This window comes from Amorphus suaedae (assembly GCF_053629675.1).
Window position 1 is genome coordinate 619,639 of sequence record NZ_JBRJIT010000001.1, and the last position, 15,359, is coordinate 634,997.

17 protein-coding genes are annotated in these 15,359 nt (G+C 69.8%); 10 read left to right on the top strand and 7 right to left on the bottom strand.

The window, feature by feature from the left end; genetic code table 11:
* Positions 1–88 precede the first annotated feature (88 nt).
* A complete protein-coding gene (locus tag AB7M35_RS02760; protein ID WP_453957059.1) occupies positions 89–1,309 on the top strand; it encodes a polyhydroxyalkanoate depolymerase in 1,221 nt (406 codons plus the stop codon).
* Positions 1,310–1,404: 95 nt separating this feature from the next.
* Here the strand turns inward: AB7M35_RS02760 and AB7M35_RS02765 are convergent, their stop codons facing one another.
* On the bottom strand, positions 1,405–1,914 hold the full coding sequence (locus tag AB7M35_RS02765) for a MarR family winged helix-turn-helix transcriptional regulator (RefSeq protein ID WP_453957061.1): 510 nt from the start codon (positions 1,912–1,914) through the stop codon (positions 1,405–1,407).
* A 149-nt stretch (positions 1,915–2,063) separates the two neighbouring features.
* On the opposite strand from AB7M35_RS02765, the gene AB7M35_RS02770 reads away from it, so the two are divergent.
* From AB7M35_RS02770 to AB7M35_RS02785, 4 genes are read left to right on the top strand one after another with little or no spacing between them, the layout of a single operon-like run.
* On the top strand, positions 2,064–2,804 hold the full coding sequence (locus AB7M35_RS02770) for a DUF899 domain-containing protein (RefSeq protein ID WP_453957063.1): 741 nt from the start codon (positions 2,064–2,066) through the stop codon (positions 2,802–2,804).
* A 7-nt stretch (positions 2,805–2,811) separates the two neighbouring features.
* The gene (locus AB7M35_RS02775) at positions 2,812–3,204 is read left to right on the top strand and encodes a VOC family protein (RefSeq protein WP_453957065.1); all 393 of its coding nucleotides are present in this window, start codon (positions 2,812–2,814) and stop codon (positions 3,202–3,204) included.
* Positions 3,201–3,668 (top strand): DUF1579 domain-containing protein, encoded by a 468-nt coding sequence (locus AB7M35_RS02780; RefSeq protein ID WP_453957066.1) that lies wholly within the window; start codon positions 3,201–3,203, stop codon positions 3,666–3,668. Before AB7M35_RS02775 ends, AB7M35_RS02780 begins: the two co-directional genes overlap by 4 nt.
* A gap of 45 nt (positions 3,669–3,713) precedes the next feature.
* A complete protein-coding gene (locus AB7M35_RS02785; protein ID WP_453957068.1) occupies positions 3,714–4,484 on the top strand; it encodes a VOC family protein in 771 nt (256 codons plus the stop codon).
* A gap of 85 nt (positions 4,485–4,569) precedes the next feature.
* Here the strand turns inward: AB7M35_RS02785 and AB7M35_RS02790 are convergent, their stop codons facing one another.
* On the bottom strand, positions 4,570–5,310 hold the full coding sequence (locus AB7M35_RS02790) for an IclR family transcriptional regulator (protein WP_453957070.1): 741 nt from the start codon (positions 5,308–5,310) through the stop codon (positions 4,570–4,572).
* A 300-nt stretch (positions 5,311–5,610) separates the two neighbouring features.
* Here AB7M35_RS02790 and AB7M35_RS02795 point away from each other — a divergent pair, with 300 nt between their 5' ends.
* From AB7M35_RS02795 to AB7M35_RS02815, 5 genes are all read left to right on the top strand, one after another.
* Complete coding sequence (locus tag AB7M35_RS02795) at positions 5,611–6,255, top strand: permease (protein ID WP_453957072.1); 645 nt, start codon at positions 5,611–5,613, stop codon at positions 6,253–6,255.
* A gap of 3 nt (positions 6,256–6,258) precedes the next feature.
* Positions 6,259–6,867 (top strand): hypothetical protein, encoded by a 609-nt coding sequence (locus AB7M35_RS02800; RefSeq protein ID WP_453957074.1) that lies wholly within the window; start codon positions 6,259–6,261, stop codon positions 6,865–6,867.
* Positions 6,868–6,973: 106 nt separating this feature from the next.
* Positions 6,974–7,987 carry an amidohydrolase family protein gene (locus tag AB7M35_RS02805; protein WP_453957076.1) on the top strand — a complete coding sequence of 338 codons (1,014 nt, stop codon included), beginning with the start codon at positions 6,974–6,976 and terminating at the stop codon, positions 7,985–7,987.
* Between the two features lie 23 nt (positions 7,988–8,010).
* Positions 8,011–9,615: an FAD-dependent monooxygenase gene (locus AB7M35_RS02810; protein ID WP_453957078.1), complete on the top strand. Its 1,605-nt coding sequence runs from the start codon at positions 8,011–8,013 to the stop codon at positions 9,613–9,615.
* A gap of 302 nt (positions 9,616–9,917) precedes the next feature.
* Positions 9,918–10,475: a TlpA family protein disulfide reductase gene (locus AB7M35_RS02815; RefSeq protein ID WP_453957080.1), complete on the top strand. Its 558-nt coding sequence runs from the start codon at positions 9,918–9,920 to the stop codon at positions 10,473–10,475.
* Positions 10,476–10,615: 140 nt separating this feature from the next.
* On the opposite strand, the gene AB7M35_RS02820 is transcribed toward AB7M35_RS02815, so the two are convergent.
* The 5 genes from AB7M35_RS02820 to AB7M35_RS02840 all read right to left on the bottom strand — a co-directional run bounded on the left by AB7M35_RS02820 (position 10,616) and on the right by AB7M35_RS02840 (position 15,177).
* A complete protein-coding gene (locus AB7M35_RS02820; RefSeq protein WP_453957082.1) occupies positions 10,616–11,107 on the bottom strand; it encodes a copper chaperone PCu(A)C in 492 nt (163 codons plus the stop codon).
* A 22-nt stretch (positions 11,108–11,129) separates the two neighbouring features.
* The gene (locus AB7M35_RS02825) at positions 11,130–12,452 is read right to left on the bottom strand and encodes an ABC transporter permease (RefSeq protein ID WP_453957083.1); all 1,323 of its coding nucleotides are present in this window, start codon (positions 12,450–12,452) and stop codon (positions 11,130–11,132) included.
* Positions 12,445–13,128, bottom strand: coding sequence for an ABC transporter ATP-binding protein (locus tag AB7M35_RS02830; RefSeq protein ID WP_453957084.1), 684 nt, complete (start codon positions 13,126–13,128; stop codon positions 12,445–12,447). Before AB7M35_RS02830 ends, AB7M35_RS02825 begins: the two co-directional genes overlap by 8 nt.
* A gap of 1 nt (position 13,129) precedes the next feature.
* Complete coding sequence (locus tag AB7M35_RS02835; RefSeq protein ID WP_453957085.1) at positions 13,130–13,555, bottom strand: hypothetical protein; 426 nt, start codon at positions 13,553–13,555, stop codon at positions 13,130–13,132.
* Between the two features lie 119 nt (positions 13,556–13,674).
* Entirely contained in the window at positions 13,675–15,177 is a 1,503-nt protein-coding gene (locus tag AB7M35_RS02840) for an alkaline phosphatase (RefSeq protein ID WP_453957087.1), read from the bottom strand.
* Positions 15,178–15,359: the final 182 nt, after the last annotated feature.

Consider the following 15,359-nt stretch of genomic DNA (forward strand, 5'->3'; position numbering starts at 1 on the left):
TTCCGGCACAATCCTCTCGCACTGCGCGAAAAACCACACTAACTTTTTTGCAACGCGGCATTTTGCCGGTCACGATCGGGACGGACAGATGCTTTATCAGGCCTATCAGCTTCAGGATGATCTCATCGCGCCGATCCGCGCGCTGGCCCGCGCCATGCCGCAGACGCCGTGGGCGGAGCTGATGGACTGGGGGATCGCCGCCCAGCTCCGGCGCAGGCTCGACGCCGGCCTGGAGATGCTGTCGCGCTACGAGCTCAGCCACACCCGACCGGACTTCGCCATCGACAGCGTGATGGTGGGCAACCGGAACGTGCCGGTGACCACCGAGGCGGCGCTGGAAATGCCGTTCGGCACCCTGCTGAAGTTCGCCAAGGACATCGACACCGCGCAGCCGAAAGTGCTGGTGGTCGCGCCGCTGTCGGGCCACTTCGCGACGCTCTTGCGCGGAACGATCCAGACGCTGCTGAAGGACCACGAGGTCTACGTCACCGACTGGGTGAACGCCCGCGACGTGCCGCTCGAGGCGGGCCGGTTCGGGGTCGAGGACTACATCGACTACCTGATCCGCTTCCTGGAGGAGATCGGCCCCGGCGCGCACATCCTGGCGGTCTGCCAGCCGTGCGTCCAGGCGCTCGCCGCCGTCGCCATCATGTCGGAGGACGGCCATCCCGACACGCCGCGCTCGATGACACTGATGGCGGGCCCGATCGACGTGGAGGAGAGCCCGACCGCCGTCAACGACCTGGCGACGTCCAAGCCGCTGTCGTGGTTCGAGCAGTCGGTGATCCACAGGGTTCCCGGACGCTACGCAGGCGGCGGGCGCAAGGTGTATCCGGGCTTCCTGCAGCTCACCGCCTTCGTGGCGATGAACATGGACCGTCACAAGGCCGCCCACAGCAAGCTCTACGAGCACCTCGCCAAGGGAGAGACGGCCGAGGCGGAGAAGATCAAGACCTTCTACGATGAGTATTTCGCCGTCCTCGACCTTACCGCCGAATTCTACATCGAGACCATCGACCGGGTGTTCCAGCGCAACGAGCTGGCGAAGGGGGAGTTCGGCTATCGCGGCCGGATCGTCGATCCCGGAACCATCCGCAAGACGGCGCTGCTCACGGTCGAGGGCGGGCGCGACGACATCTGCGCCCTCGGCCAGACGGCGGCCGCCCACGATCTCTGCCGGTCGCTGCGCCCGCACCTGAAACGCCACCATCTGCAGGCCAACGTCGGCCACTACGGCGTCTTCAACGGCAAGCGCTGGGAACGCGAGATCTATCCCGTCGTGCGCAACATGATCCTGGCGATGGAATAGGCGCGCGGTCCGCCCTCCACCGGGCGGGCGATCTAATCAGGCGCAGGCCAGATCGTCTGGGACCGCCGGGATGAGGCGGCGCGCCCCTGCCCGCCTCAGTTTCGGCGCCGCCGCGCCTCGGGTGGCGCCACCTCGATCGCCCCGTCGCCCGGCGGCGGCGGTCCGAACGACAGCACCCTGAGATCGGCCCTGAGCGTCTCCGGATCGGTGAGCCCCTCCTCGATCTCGGCGTGCACGCGCTTCCAGACCGGCACCGCGGCGGCGAGTGTCCGGCGGCCTTCGTCGGTCAGCGCCAGCAGCCGGCTGCGGCGATCGTTGGGGTTCGCCCGCCGTTCCACCAGCCCGCGCCGTTCCAGCGGCTTCAGCGCGGCCGTGAGCGTCGTCTGGTCCATGGCCAGGAGCTCGGCGACCGGCCCCATCGGCGGCGGTTCCGGCCGGTTCAGCGACATCAGCAGCGAAAACTGGCCGTTGGTCAGCCCGAAGGGTTTCAGTTCATCGTCGAAGCGCCGCGCCAGCGCACGGGCGGCCCGCTGCGCGTGCAGGCACAGGCAGGTGTCACGCACCAGGATCGTCGTCGAGAACGGGACGTCGGTTGTGTTTGACATGGACCTTTTATATTGATATCAATGTAATTGTCAAGGTGATCCGGCGCCGCCGGACCGCGCAGCAGGGGCCAGCGAGCGACGTGCGCGGCCCACAGCGCGCGGGCGCACCGGATGCATCATCGTCCTTCGAGGCTGAAAGGGAATGCGACATGACCGATCACCAGATTGTCTCCCGGGATGCGTGGCTGGAGGCCCGCCGAGCGCTCCTCGCCAAGGAAAAGGCCGAGACGCGGCTGCGCGACGAGGTCAACGCCGCCCGGCGCGCCCTGCCCTGGGTCCGGATCGACGCGGACTACGTCTTCGACACGCCGGCGGGCCGCAAGAGCCTCGCGGAGCTGTTCGACGGGCGTAGCCAGCTGATCGTCTACCACTTCATGCTGGCGCCGGGCTGGGAGGCGGGCTGCCCCGGGTGCTCGTTCATGGCGGACCATTTCGACGGCACCCTGCCCCATCTCAATCACCACGACGTCACGCTGGTCGCCGTGTCCCGGGCGCCGCTCGCCGAGATCGCCGCCTACAAGCAGCGGATGGGCTGGCGCTTTCCCTGGGTGTCGTCGTTCGAAAGCCGCTTCAACCAGGATTTCGGCGTTTCCTTCAGCAAGGAGGAGCTCGCCAGCGGGTCGGTCTTCTACAACTTCACCGACACCCCGTCCGACCGGGCCTTCGACGAGCTGCCGGGCCTCAGCGCCTTCGTGAAGGACGCCGACGGGACCGTCTACCACACCTATTCGAGCTACGCGCGCGGGCCGGAGGAGCTGATCGGAACGCTGATGGTCCTCGACCGGGCGCCGCTCGGCCGCAACGAGGACTCGACGATGGATTTCATCCGCCGCCACGACGAGTACGAGGACGCGCCCGCCGCCGCCTGCTGCCACGCGGCAGCCGAGTAGCGGGCCGATGGCGGTCACCAACGTCCTGGCGTCCATCGCCATCCGGGATCTCGCCGCCGCCATCCAATGGTATGCCGCGCTGCTCGGCCGGCCCCACGACGCCAGCCCGATGGAGGGGCTGGCAGAGTGGTCGTTCGACGGTGGTGGCTGGCTCCAGGTGTTTGTCGACGCGGACCGCGCCGGCACGTCGTCGATCACCCTGGTGGTCGACGACATCGAGGCCACGCGACGCTCGCTGGCCGCCGCCGGCCACGACAGCGAGTGGACCTTCGACGGCCCGACCACGAGCGGCACCGTCGTGCGCGATCCCGACGGCAACCGCGTCGTGTTCGCCCGCTCCAACGACCCGGTCATCAACCCGTCCGCGGCCGCGCGGATGCCAACAGGGAGAAAAGAATGAATTTCGAACCAGGCCAGGAGCACGCGTGGCTCGATCAGCTGGTGGGAGACTGGTCCTACACGGCCAGCGCGCCGCAGTGCGGCGCCATGCCGCCCGGCCGGGAAACCGTCCGCTCGGTCGGAGGGTTCTGGATCGTCGGCGAAGGCCACGGCGTCGCGCCGGACGGCACGGCGGTGACCAGCCTGCTCACCCTCGGCTACGATACCCGCGTGAAGTCGTTCGTCGGCTCGTGGATCGGATCGATGATGCCGTACATGTTCGTCTACGAGGGCACCCTCGACCGCGCCGCGAACACGCTGACCCTCGACTGCCAGGGGCCGGACTTCTCCGACCCGACGAAGAGCGCCAGCTACCGCGAGGTCATCACCCTTCTCGATGGGACGACCCGGACCTTCGTGTCGTACATGGAGGCGGAAGACGGCTCGTGGACCGAGATCATGCACGCCCGCTACGAGCGTGCGTGACCCCCGACCGACCGCCGGGCCCTGCCCGTTGCAAGGAGAGACTGAATGTCGATGTCCCAGGGTGATTTCTGCTGGTACGAACTGATGACGTCCGACCCGAAGGCCGCCGTCGCCTTCTACACGACCACCATCGGCTGGGAGGCCACCGACAGCGGCATGCCGGGCATGGACTACACGCTGCTCGGCGTCGGACCCCATCGGATCGCCGGCGTGATGAGCATCCCGGAACGCGCCGCCCAGTCCGGTGCGCAGCCGGCCTGGATGGGCTACATCGCGGTCGCCGACGTGGACGCCATGGCGGACACCTTCGCCAAGGCGGGCGGCGCCATCCACCACGCCCCGGAGGACATTCCGGGCATCGGTCGCTTCGCCGTCGTCGGCGATCCCCAGGGCGCGGTGATCTGCCTGTTCCGCGGCGACGGCGCGCCGCCGCCGTCCCTGCCCGCCGGGAGCGCCGGCACCTTCGGCTGGCACGAGCTTCTCACCGACGATCCCGAGGCGGCGTTCGCGTTCTACGCCTCGCACTTCGGCTGGGAGAAGATGGAGGCCATGGATATGGGCGACATGGGCGTCTACCAGATCTTCGGCAAAGCCGGGACAATGGTGGGCGCGATGATGCGCCGACCGCCGCAGGTGCCGGTCTGCGCCTGGGGCTACTACATCAACGTCGAGGCCATCGACGCGGCGATCGAGCGGCTGAAGACGGCCGGCGGCCAGGTCGTCAACGGACCGATGGAGGTGCCGGGCGGCATGTGGATCGTCCAGGGGTTCGACCCCCAGGGTGCCTACTTCGCCATGGTCGCGCCGAAGAAATAGCGACGGCATCGGCGGCCAGACGCCGGGCACCCCCGCATCGAAACAACCGGAAGCCCGGCCCCGACAGGCCGGGCTTTTCGGCGTGTCAGCGGGCGAGCGCGCCGTTGACCACCCGGGTGCAGAAGGTCACCTTGGCGACGATCGCGTCGAGACGCGCGCGGGCGGCCGGCGTGTCGGAAATGGTGAGGCTGAGCGAGCCGATGACCTCCGGCCGCGCATCGATCACCGGCGCGGCGATGCCGATCACCCCCGGCGTCACCTGCCCGTAGCTGACCACGAACCCCGCCTGGCGGTGCGCCTTCAGCATCGCCTTGGCCTCCTGGAGGCTTTCCCCCAGCCCCGCCGCCGCGAACGCCTCCGGCATCGCCTTGTAGAGCCGGCCGATCTGGGGCGCGGGCAGCCACGCCAGGATCGCCACCGACGCCGCGCCCTCCAGCAGCGGCCGCGCCTTGCCGCGCTCGTAGGTGCTGGTGAACGCGGCGGTGCTGGTCTCCTGATGCACGCACAGCACCTTCTGGCGGTAGCGCCGGCAGAGCAGTGCCACGCCGGGCACGTCGGCCACCAGCTCCGCCATCACCGGCCGGGCGGCGCGCAGCAGCGGGTCGGAGACGCGGATCTTGTGGTCGAGCTCGATGATGCGCGGCCCGAGCGCGTAGCCGAGCCCCGGCATCGAGGTGAGGAAGCCCGCGTCGGTCAGTACCTTGAGGTAGCGGTAGAGGGTCGAGCGCGTGTAGCCGAGCTCGGCGTGGATGTCCTCCACGCTCCAGGACACCGCCCGCTCGTCGAACAGGTCGAGAATGGCGAGCATCCTTGTATGGCTTTGCACGTGGTCCTCCGGCGGGCGCTGGTCCGGGCACTCTGGGAACTCCGGCCGTGGAGATCAATGGGCGACGCGCGGAGAACGGGTCCAACCGCGCTCGAATATGAATCGCATATAATGAGATCAGGCTTGTCGTCGGAGGGCCGTCGCCACGCCGAGGCCGCGCCCCTGCCGCAGCCGGGGCGATTCCTGTAGGCTCGCGCCCGCCCCTGTCCCCGAGTCGGCCGTTCGCGCGGCCGCCCGGGTGGCGGACCGGATCGCCGCGTCCGTCCGCCGTCATCGTTCCCAGTCCGGGCCCGCGTACCCATGGCCGACGACCGCACCCCATCCGAGCGCCCCGACCCGACCGCGCCGGGTCCCGCATCGACCGCCCAGTCCGCCGCCGCCTCGCCCCCTGCGCCTCCGGCGAAGCGGCGCCGGATCGACTGGTCGATCGTCTTCTTCCTCACCCTCTGCCTCGCCTCGGGCGGCGCCAGCTGGTGGCTCTACGGATCGCCGGTGGTTGCGGCCGAGGCCCGCGACGCCGCCTGGACGGTGGCCGGCGTGGTGCCGCAGCTCACCCTCGGCATCCTGGTGGCCGCGTTCGCGCAGGTCGTCGTTCCCCGCGACAAGGTCGGCCGGCTGCTCGGCGAACAATCCGGCCTCAAGGGGCTGACGCTCGCCACGCTGTTCGGCATCGTCATGCCGGGCGGCCCGTTCGCCTCGTTCCCGCTGGTCTACGCGCTGGCCCGCTCCGGAGCCGACATGGGCGCGCTCATCGCCTTCCTGGTGGCCTGGGCGACCATCAGCCTGAGCCGGTTGCTGATCTGGGAAATCCCGTTCATGGGGTTCGACTTCGGCATGCTGCGGTTCGTCTCCAGCCTGCCGCTGCCGCTCTTGGCCGGGCTGTTCGCGCGGATGATCTGCCGGGCCTATCCGGGCCTGCGGCTGAAACCGGATCCGGAGGGCTGAGCCATGGATCCGTCGCTGATCCTGCTAGCGCTCATCCTGGCGGCGATCGTCGCCTACCTGGCGGTGCGCGATCCCGGCCGGATCCGCACCGCGCTCGCCATCGCCGGGCGCCAGGCGCGCGTGCTGATCTTCCGCATCCCGCTGGCGATCCTGGCGGCGACGTTCATCGCCCATCTGGTCCCCACCGAGCACGTCTCCAGCTGGATCGGCCCCGGCAGCGGCTTCCAGGGCATCCTGATCGCCTGCGCGGTCGGCGCCTTCATTCCCGGCGGGCCGATGCTCACCTTTCCGCTGGCGCTGGTGATCTGGCAGCTCGGCGCCGGGCAGCCGCAGATGGTGGCGCTGCTGGCGGCGTGGTCGATCTTCGCCTTCCACCGGGTGGTCAGCTACGAGCTGCCGCTGCTGGGGGCCCGGTTCCTGGTGGTGCGGCTCGCCTCCGCCTTCATGCTGCCGGCGCTGGCGGGCGTCATCGCCGGCGGACTGATGCTTGCCTGGCACGGCGCCGCCGCTCCGCCCGACGGCGACCCGGCCGGCCTCCGCACGCCCGCGGCCGCCGCGTCGCCGCTTCCCACCGTGTCGGCGGAGCGACCGGATACGCACAAAATCCCATAATACGGGAATCGGCTGGACAGGCGCGCCGAGCGCTTGCTAGGCTCCGGGCAAGATCAACGCGCCGGCGCACCCGCATGCCCGGCCGACCGCCGTCCGGGGAATCGCCATGCGCTACATCGATGCCTTCAACCACTTCTTTCCCGACCGCCTGTGGCAGCGCATCCAGTCGCTGGAGGGCGCCGGCGCCGGCATCGGCAAGCGCATGCAGAACGTGCCGGCGATCTTCGACCTCGACACCCGCTTCCGGGTGATGGACGGGTTCGGCGACTACACCCAGGTGATCTCGCTGGGCATGCCGCCGCTGGAGGCCATGGGACCGCCGGAGGTGTCGATCGAGCTCGCGAAGCTCGCCAACGACGGCCTCGCCGACCTCGTGGCCCGGCATCCCGACCGCTTCGCCGGCTACGTGGCGGCGCTGCCGATGAACGATGCGGATGCCGCCGCCCGCGAGGCCGAGCGGGCCTTCACCGAGCTCGGCGCCAACGGCATCCAGATCCACACCAACGTCAACGGCGCGCCGCTCGACGAGGCGCGCTTCGAGCCGATCTACGAGATCTGCGCCCGGCACGACCGGCCGATCCTGCTGCATCCGTCGCGCAACAACCGGATGCCCGACTACGCCACGGAGGAGAAATCCGCCTACGAGATCTGGTGGACCTTCGGCTGGCCCTACGAGACCAGCGCGGCCATGGCGCGCTTCGTTTTCTCCGGGATCATGGACCGCATCCCGGATCTGAAGATCGTCGCCCATCATCTCGGCGCGATGGTCCCCTATTTCGAGGGCCGCGTTGGCCCCGGCTGGGACCAGCTCGGCAAGCGCACCTCCGACGAGGACCTCGCCCCCGTCCTGCAGCGGCTGAAGAAGCGGCCGCTCGACTATTTCAAGGACTTCTACGCCGACACGGCGGTGTTCGGGTCGCGCGCGGCGACCGTCTGCGGGCTGGAGTTCTACGGCCCCGACCGCGCCGTCTTCGCCTCCGACTGCCCGTTCGATCCGGAAGGCGGACCGGGCTACATCCGCGACACCATCAAGGTGCTGGAATCCATCGAGATGAGCCAGGAGGACCGGGAGAAGATCTCGTTCCGCAACGCCCAGGCCCTGTTCGGGCTGGGCGGCTGAACGCCGCCGCCGGGTCCGGCAGCATGGAAACGGACGTCCTCATCGTCGGCGCCGGACCGGTCGGGCTGACGCTGGCGCTCGACCTCGGCCGTCGCGGCGTGCGCTGCACGCTGGTCGAACGCAAGGAAGCGCCCGAATTCCTGCCGAAGATGGAGCGCTGCAACGCCCGCTCCATGGAGATCTACCGGCGCCTCGGCATGGCCGATGCCATCCGCGCGGCCGGCTTTCCGGCCGATGCGCCGATGGACGTGTTCATCGTCACCAGCCTGGTCGAGCCGCCGCTCCTGCACCTGCCCTACCCGTCGGTCACCGAGGCGCGCGCGGCCATCGCGAAGACCCGCGACGGCTCGCTGGCGCTGGAGCCCTACCAGCTGATCTCCCAGTACACCCTCGAGCCGCTGCTGAAGGCGGCCTGCGAGGCGCTGCCGAGCGTGACCGTGCGCTACGGCTGCGCGCTGGAGGACTTCACGCAGGACGCCGGCTCCGTCACCGCGACGCTGCGGACGACCGACGGCGCGACGGAGACGCTTCGGGCCGCCTTCATGGTCGGCTGCGACGGCGGCGGCAGCCTGGTGCGCAAACGCCTCGGCATCAAGCTTGCCGGCGACGGCGACCTCCTGCGGCTGCGGCAGGCGCTCTACCGGGCCGACGACCTGTTCGAGCGCATCCCGATCGGCAAGGGGCGCCACTACCACGTGGCCGACGACCGGGCGACGTTCCTGATCACCCAGGACGACACCCGCCATTTCACCCTCCATTCCGTCGTCGAGTCCGACGCGGAGATGGCCGACATGTTCGAGCGGACCGTCGCCATACCGGTCGACTACGAGATGCTCTATGTCGGCGAGTGGAAGCAGAACCTGCTGCTGGCCGAGCGCTACGGCGCGGGGCGGGTGTTCCTGGCGGGCGATGCCGTGCACCTGGTGGTGCCGACCGGCGGGCTCGGAATGAACACCGGCGTCGGCGACGCCATCGATCTCGGCTGGAAGCTGGCGGCGACGCTGGCCGGCTGGGGCGGGCCGGAGCTTCTTACCTCCTACGAGGCCGAGCGGCGCCAGATCGGGGCGCGCAACGTCGCCGCCTCCCGCCACGCCTCGGCGGGCCGGCGCAAGTGGCGCGGCGAATGGCGCCCGGAGATCCGTGACGCCACCCCGGAAGGCGCCGCCGCCCGCCAGCACCTCGCCGCCGTGGCCGACGTCGAGCAGCGCAAGACCAACGAGATGATCGGCGCCGAGCTCGGCTATCGCTACGCGGGCTCGCCGCTGATCGCCGAGGAGGACGGCGAGGCGCCCGATGCCGGCTTCATGGCGTACGAGCCGTCGGCCTGGCCGGGCTTCCGCCTGCCCCACACGTGGCTCGACGACGGCACCCCCATCCAGGACCGGCTCGGAGACGGCTACACCCTCATGATGCTCGGCGGCGCATCGGCGAATCCCGCCCCCCTCGCCGCGGCGTTCGCGGCCATCGGCGCGCCGTTTGCGATCCTCGAACTCTCCGACGCGGATCCGAGGGACGTCTACGGTCGTGATTTCCTGCTGCTGCGGCCGGACCTGCACGTGGCGTGGCGGGGCAACGCGCTGCCGTCCGATCCGGCCGCCCTTGCCCGGCGCGTCACCGGACACGGCTGACGCCGCTGATCCGCCTTCGGCCGGCACCCGGCGCGCAGATGCCGGCGTCTGTTCTGCCCCTCTCGCGTCCCCACACACCGGCGTGAGCGGGCCGTGTGCGATCTTTACGCAAGCATGCTCATGTATCGCAGCGGCCGTTCGCGGAGGGCGGATGCAACATATGTAAGTCCAGCTGCTCCGATCCGTTGAAAGCCCGCCATCGATTTGGTTCGGCGCAAGCATTTCGCGGCGCAACACGATGGTATATGAGGTGTCTCGCCAGGCCGGCGGGGCGCCGTCTTTCCACAGAAGAAGGACATTCGATGAAGCGCTTCCGCTTGCTGCCAGCTCTTGCCTGCCTCGCCGTTCTGTTCACCGCCGGAACCGCGAGCGCGCAGACGCTCCAGCCCGTTGCCCCGAAGGTCATCGACTTCACGCGCGTCGACCTGCGCGGTCCGAACGGCGACACGCCGCTCGAAGCCGCGCTGCCCTCGGGCCCGGTCCTGGTCCACTTCTGGGCCACCTGGTGCGCCCCGTGCCGGCGCGAGCTTCCGGAAGTCGCGGCATTCGCAAACGATCTGAAGCGGCAGGGGCTGGGCAAGCGCCTGGTCGTCATCTCCATCGATCGCATGTCGTACGAGCATGTCGCCGGAACGCTGCGCTCGAAGTTCGGCGTGACCGGCTTCGACGTCTGGCAGGACCCGGACGGCTGGTCGCCGCGGATCTTCCGCCTGAAGGGCGTGCCGAGCACCGTCCTCCTCGACGCCAACCACCGCGTGGTGGCGATGAGGTCCGGCACGATGAGCTGGACCGATCCGAAGGTGCGGGATGACCTCCTGCACGCCCTCACCGGCCAGCCCTTCAGCACCGCGTCGAACTGATCCGGAAAGCCGGCCGGCGCGGCCGGCCGAGATCACACAATCCGTCGCCGGCACCGGCGGCGGATCTTTTGCGTTCCGGGCTGCCGGGACGCGCGGGCAGCATCCGCCCGACAGCCTGGCGGACGGCGGGCAGCGCGATGTCAGTGCGCGTGGCCGGCGTGGCTGTGGCGGGTGGCGTTTTCGGCCTCGACGGCGACGTGCACGTCCATGTGGCCGATGTCGAACCGGAGCTCGAGCTCGATCTCCTCGCCCTTGGCGAGCGGCGCGCGCAGCCCGGTGAGGCGCAGCGCCAGCGCTTCCGGCTCCAGCACCAGCTCGCGGCCGGCGGCGATCGGCATCCGCGGCAGGACGACGTAGGTCGGCTGCCCGTCCTTCATCCGGAAGCCCACCAGCTCCACCGAGCCTGCCGCCTCGCTCTCGGCACCCTGGAGCACCGCGGTCGCGTCCGAGCCGTTCTCGATCTCCACGAACACCAGCGCCGTGTCGCCGTCGGTGGCGCGCGTCCAGGCATGGACGGCGCGCACGCCGCCGAGGTCGCTGACGTGATGGTCCTCGTCATGGTCCCCGGAGGCGACCGCCACCGACGTGGCGGCGACGAGGACGAGGCAGGCGCGGGCGATGGCGCGAAGCATGGCTGGGCTCCTTGACGGGGTCTCAGGCCCGGAGGTCGGCGACCACCGGGCGGGTCGAGGCGATGAAGGCGGGCGTCAGCGCCAGCAGGACCGTGAGGCTGACGAAGCCGGCGATCAGGTGGAATTCCGGCCAGCCGAGGCCGGCGCGCACCAGGATGTCGGTGCGCTCGGTGACGATCCGCGAGATGACCGAGGTGGCGGCCACGCCGAGCGCCAGCCCCGCCAGCGCGCCGGTGCCGATCAGGCAGGCGGCGTAGGTCCAGACCACCGCGAACACGAATCGGCGGGGCGCGCCCAATGCCCGCAGCAGCGCCAGCCGCCGTGCGAACAGCCGCGTCAGGATGACCAGCCCGGCGAGCACGCCGGCGGTGACCAGCACCTGGGTGACGATCGCCATCACCGACATGATCTCGCGCACGTCGCCCATCAGCCCGTGGAGCCGCGCCAGCACCGCGCCGGGAAAGAAGGCCATGGTGTCGTCGCGGGTGAAGTCGGAGCGCAGCGCGTAGTTCGCCCAGAGCTCGTCGGCGCGCACCAGCACGGCGGGGGTGCCGGGGAACTCCTCCGGATCGAACGGCGGACCGATCTGGTCGCTGCGTTCCCGCGCATGGCCGAGCGGCAGGCCGTGCACGTCCCAGACCGCCTCGACGGGCACCAGGATGGCGCGGTCCCACGGGCTGCCGGACGGCTGCATGCGGCCAACGACGGTGTAGGCGTAGCCGGCGTGGGAGCCGTGCTCGGCCGCCGCGCCGACGCCGTGCGCCGCCTCGAAGGTGGCGCCGATCTCCAGCGGCACGCGCGATCCGATCACCGCCTCCTGGCGGGCCGCGAACAGCCGCCCGCCGGCGAGATCGCCGGACAGATGGGTGACGAAATCGGCCGTGGTGCCGATCACCGGCGAGCTCTCGAAGCTGTCGCCGTAGGCGATCGGTGCTGCCAGGCTCACGTGCTCGTGGGTGGCGATCTCGTCGTAGATGGCGCCGGAGAGCAGCGGCACGTCGCTCGGCTGCAGGTAGACGGCGGCGAACAGCATGGTCAGTTCGCTGCCGGGCGCCGCGACGATCAGATCGAACTTCTCCGCCGCCCGCGCCGTGCCCTGGCGCAGGCCGCGCTCCTGGGCGATCAGCCCGACGCCGATGCCGATCGACACGGCGATCAGCGCCACGAACAGGAGATTGGTCCAGCGGAAGCGCCAGAGCAGCGCCCGGACCAGCGCGAACGGCCGGTAGCCGGCGACGACGCCCACTCCGACGAGAAGCGCCGGCAGCAGCAGCGCGACGAGCAGGAGCGCGTCCTGGAGGTCGGCAGGCAGGCCCGCCCACAGGTCTAGGAGCGCGTCAGGCATCGTTCGCGCCTTCCAGCAGCCGCCCGTCGACCACGTCGACGACCCGGTCCATGCGGGCGTGCAGCGCCGGGTCGTGGCTGACGGCGATCAGCGTCTTGCCGCCGTCGCGCGCCAGCCGCACCAGATCGTCGATGAGGGCGTCGGCGGAGGCGCGGTCGAGGCTCGCGGTCGGCTCGTCGGCCAGGATGATAGACGGGTCGGTGGCAAGCGCCCGGGCGACGGCCACCCGCTGGCGTTCGCCGCCGGAGAAGCTCGACACGTCGCGCCTACCCCGCGCGCCGATCCCCAGCCGCTCCAGCACCGCGCCGGCGCGGGCGTCGATGTCGGCCCGCCGGCCGCGCGGCGCGTAGGCGCCGGCGAGCGCCGCGTTGGCGCGCGGCGTCAGTTCCTCAAACAGCAGATAGTCCTGGAACACCATGCCGATGGCGTCGCGCCGGAAGGCCGAGCGCCCGCCATCCGACAGCGCGGCGATGTCGGTCTCGCCCCAGCGGATCGCGCCGGCCGCCGCCGGCATCAGCCCTGCCAGCGCATTGAGCAGCGTCGACTTGCCGGCGCCGGATGGTCCGCGGACGCTCACCGCCTCGCCCGCGGCGACCCGCAGCTGGTCGACCGACAGGATGGCGCGGCCGCCCTCGCCGGTGACCCTCAGCCCGTCGATGGCGAGCGGTAACCCCACCTCACACCCGCTCGAAGGTGGCGTCGAGGATGCGCACGCGGCTCACGAAGCCCGTCTCCGGATCCTCGTAGGTGCCGAGTTCCAGCCGCCCGCGGGCGACGATCTCGACGTTGAACGGGATCACGTCGACCACGCGCTTGGCGTAGACGGCGAGGATGTCGTCGGGCCACTGGGCCTCGGATTCGCAAAACGGGCAGACCGCCATCGGCCGCGCCGTGAGCACGAAGAAGGTCGAGTCCGCCTTCAGCGGCGGCGCCATGAAGCCGCGGAAGGTGACGCGGTCGCCGTTCAGCGCCTCGGCGGCGCTGGAGAACACGAACCCCTTGTCGTAGAGCGCACGGATGCGCAGCGGCTCGTCGGCGGCGCGGGCGATCCGCGGCAGCGCGAGCGTGCCCGCAAGTCCAGCGAGAAAGTGTCTCCGGTTCATCGGTCCCGCCTCATCTGAAAGTCACCCAGCCCATAGCCGATCCACATGACAGAACGGAGAAAGGCCCGCCGAGGCGGGCCTTTCCGATCCGTCGCAGCCGCTCGAAAGCGGCGTCGGCCTTACTGGGCCGCGCCACCGTTGGCGGCGTAGTTCATCACGTGGAAGATGTAGTTCTGCTCGATCATGCCGTCGAACAGGTGCGCCCACGGGCCCTTGGCGAACACCGCGACGTCCTCGCCCGAATGGGTCTCCGACGACATCGGGATCAGCGCCTGCTGGATGTAGTCCTTGTCCAGCGCTGCGTCCTGGGTGAGCTCCGGACGCGAGCCGGTGTAGTCGTTGCCTTCCTGCTTCAGCACCGAACCGACGCCGTTCAGGTAGCCCACCACCGTGTAGGGCTTGCCGTCGGCGGCCAGCTCCGGCTCGCCGGTGTTCTTGATGCCTTCGCGGGCGACGCCCATGCACAGGCCGTTGATGGCGGAGCCGCGGCCGCAGTAGCCGTTGAACGCGATGGCGTGCTCGTGGTCGGCGGTGACGATGAGGAGCGTGTCCTCGTCGTTGGTCATCTCGTCGGCGGCGGCGACGGCCTTGGCGAACTCGACGCCGTCGGTGAGCGCGCGGAAGACGTTGCCGTCATGGTTGGCGTGGTCGACGCGGCCGGATTCGATTTCCAGGTAGTAGCCGCCCTCGTTCTTGGACAGGTACTCGATCGCCGCCTTGGTCATGTCGGTCAGCGACGGCTCGTCGGCGTCGGTCCGGTCGACCTCGTACTTCATGTGGCTGCTCTCGAGCAGCGCCAGAACCGGCGTCTTGCCGTCGAGGTCGAGGCCGTTCACCGTCTCGGTGTTCCAGGCGTACTGGATGCCGGCGTCCTTGGCGGCCTGGACGAGGTTCTTGCCGTCCTTGCGCTTGCCGCCCTTGCCCTCGTCGTCCTTCACGTCGCCCGGCAGGAAGTAGGCGCGGCCGCCGCCCATGGCGAAGTCCACGGTGCCGTTCTGCATCGCCTGGAGCAGCTGCGTGGCGATGTCCGCGCAGTCGCCGTCCGCCTCGCCTTCCCAGTCGCGGTTCGCCGTCTTGGCGTACACCGCCGCCGGGGTGGCATGGGTGATGCGCGCGGTCGACACCACGCCCACGGCCTTGCCTTCGCTGCTGGCGATCTCGGAGAACGTCGTCAGGCCGTTGCCCTTCTCCGAGGCGCAGTCCTCGTGGATGGCGTTCTCGTTCAGGTTGATGGTGTTGAAGCGCTGCTTCACGCCGGTGTTCATGGAGCCCGCGGTCGGGGCGGAATCGGGCGTCTGGGCGTTGATGTTGTAGGTCTTCACCAGCGCGACGTTCGGGAAGGCTTCGTAGGGAAGCACGTTCTCCTCGCCGAGCATGCCCTTCTGCTGGCCGTCATAGAGGCGCACGGCGTAGTTGGTGCCGATGCCGTTGCCGTCGGCGATGAACAGGATGACGTTCTTGGCCTTGCCGGTGTTGACCTGGCGGGAGGCCATCTCCTCGATGCGGGACTGCGCATCGGTGTACCACTGGCTGTCCTTCTGGACGATGGACGGCTCCTGCGCGAAGGCTGCGGTCGACACAAGGCCGAGCGCGACGGTCGAAAGAAGGACGTGACGGTGCATGGGAGGCTCCTGGGCTTCGAGTCACTGACTGGACTACTCGGCCGGCAGGTACACGCTGTTCGTGACAGTCGCGCGCAGGTTCGATGACAGTGAAATGACGAATACTTCAGCGCCAAGTCTTCGGCACCGTACGCACCCGGAAAAGCCGAGACGAACCCGCCCGAACACCAGTTCGGCGAAGA

Coding starts and splice junctions, on each gene's coding strand:
- AB7M35_RS02760 (WP_453957059.1), top strand. CDS start 89: ATGCTTTATCAGGCCTATCAGCTTCAGGATGATCTCATCGCGCCGATC.
- AB7M35_RS02765 (WP_453957061.1), bottom strand. CDS start 1,914: ATGTCAAACACAACCGACGTCCCGTTCTCGACGACGATCCTGGTGCGT.
- AB7M35_RS02770 (WP_453957063.1), top strand. CDS start 2,064: ATGACCGATCACCAGATTGTCTCCCGGGATGCGTGGCTGGAGGCCCGC.
- AB7M35_RS02775 (WP_453957065.1), top strand. CDS start 2,812: ATGGCGGTCACCAACGTCCTGGCGTCCATCGCCATCCGGGATCTCGCC.
- AB7M35_RS02780 (WP_453957066.1), top strand. CDS start 3,201: ATGAATTTCGAACCAGGCCAGGAGCACGCGTGGCTCGATCAGCTGGTG.
- AB7M35_RS02785 (WP_453957068.1), top strand. CDS start 3,714: ATGTCGATGTCCCAGGGTGATTTCTGCTGGTACGAACTGATGACGTCC.
- AB7M35_RS02795 (WP_453957072.1), top strand. CDS start 5,611: ATGGCCGACGACCGCACCCCATCCGAGCGCCCCGACCCGACCGCGCCG.
- AB7M35_RS02800 (WP_453957074.1), top strand. CDS start 6,259: ATGGATCCGTCGCTGATCCTGCTAGCGCTCATCCTGGCGGCGATCGTC.
- AB7M35_RS02805 (WP_453957076.1), top strand. CDS start 6,974: ATGCGCTACATCGATGCCTTCAACCACTTCTTTCCCGACCGCCTGTGG.
- AB7M35_RS02810 (WP_453957078.1), top strand. CDS start 8,011: ATGGAAACGGACGTCCTCATCGTCGGCGCCGGACCGGTCGGGCTGACG.
- AB7M35_RS02815 (WP_453957080.1), top strand. CDS start 9,918: ATGAAGCGCTTCCGCTTGCTGCCAGCTCTTGCCTGCCTCGCCGTTCTG.
- AB7M35_RS02820 (WP_453957082.1), bottom strand. CDS start 11,107: ATGCTTCGCGCCATCGCCCGCGCCTGCCTCGTCCTCGTCGCCGCCACG.
- AB7M35_RS02825 (WP_453957083.1), bottom strand. CDS start 12,452: ATGCCTGACGCGCTCCTAGACCTGTGGGCGGGCCTGCCTGCCGACCTC.
- AB7M35_RS02835 (WP_453957085.1), bottom strand. CDS start 13,555: ATGAACCGGAGACACTTTCTCGCTGGACTTGCGGGCACGCTCGCGCTG.
- AB7M35_RS02840 (WP_453957087.1), bottom strand. CDS start 15,177: ATGCACCGTCACGTCCTTCTTTCGACCGTCGCGCTCGGCCTTGTGTCG.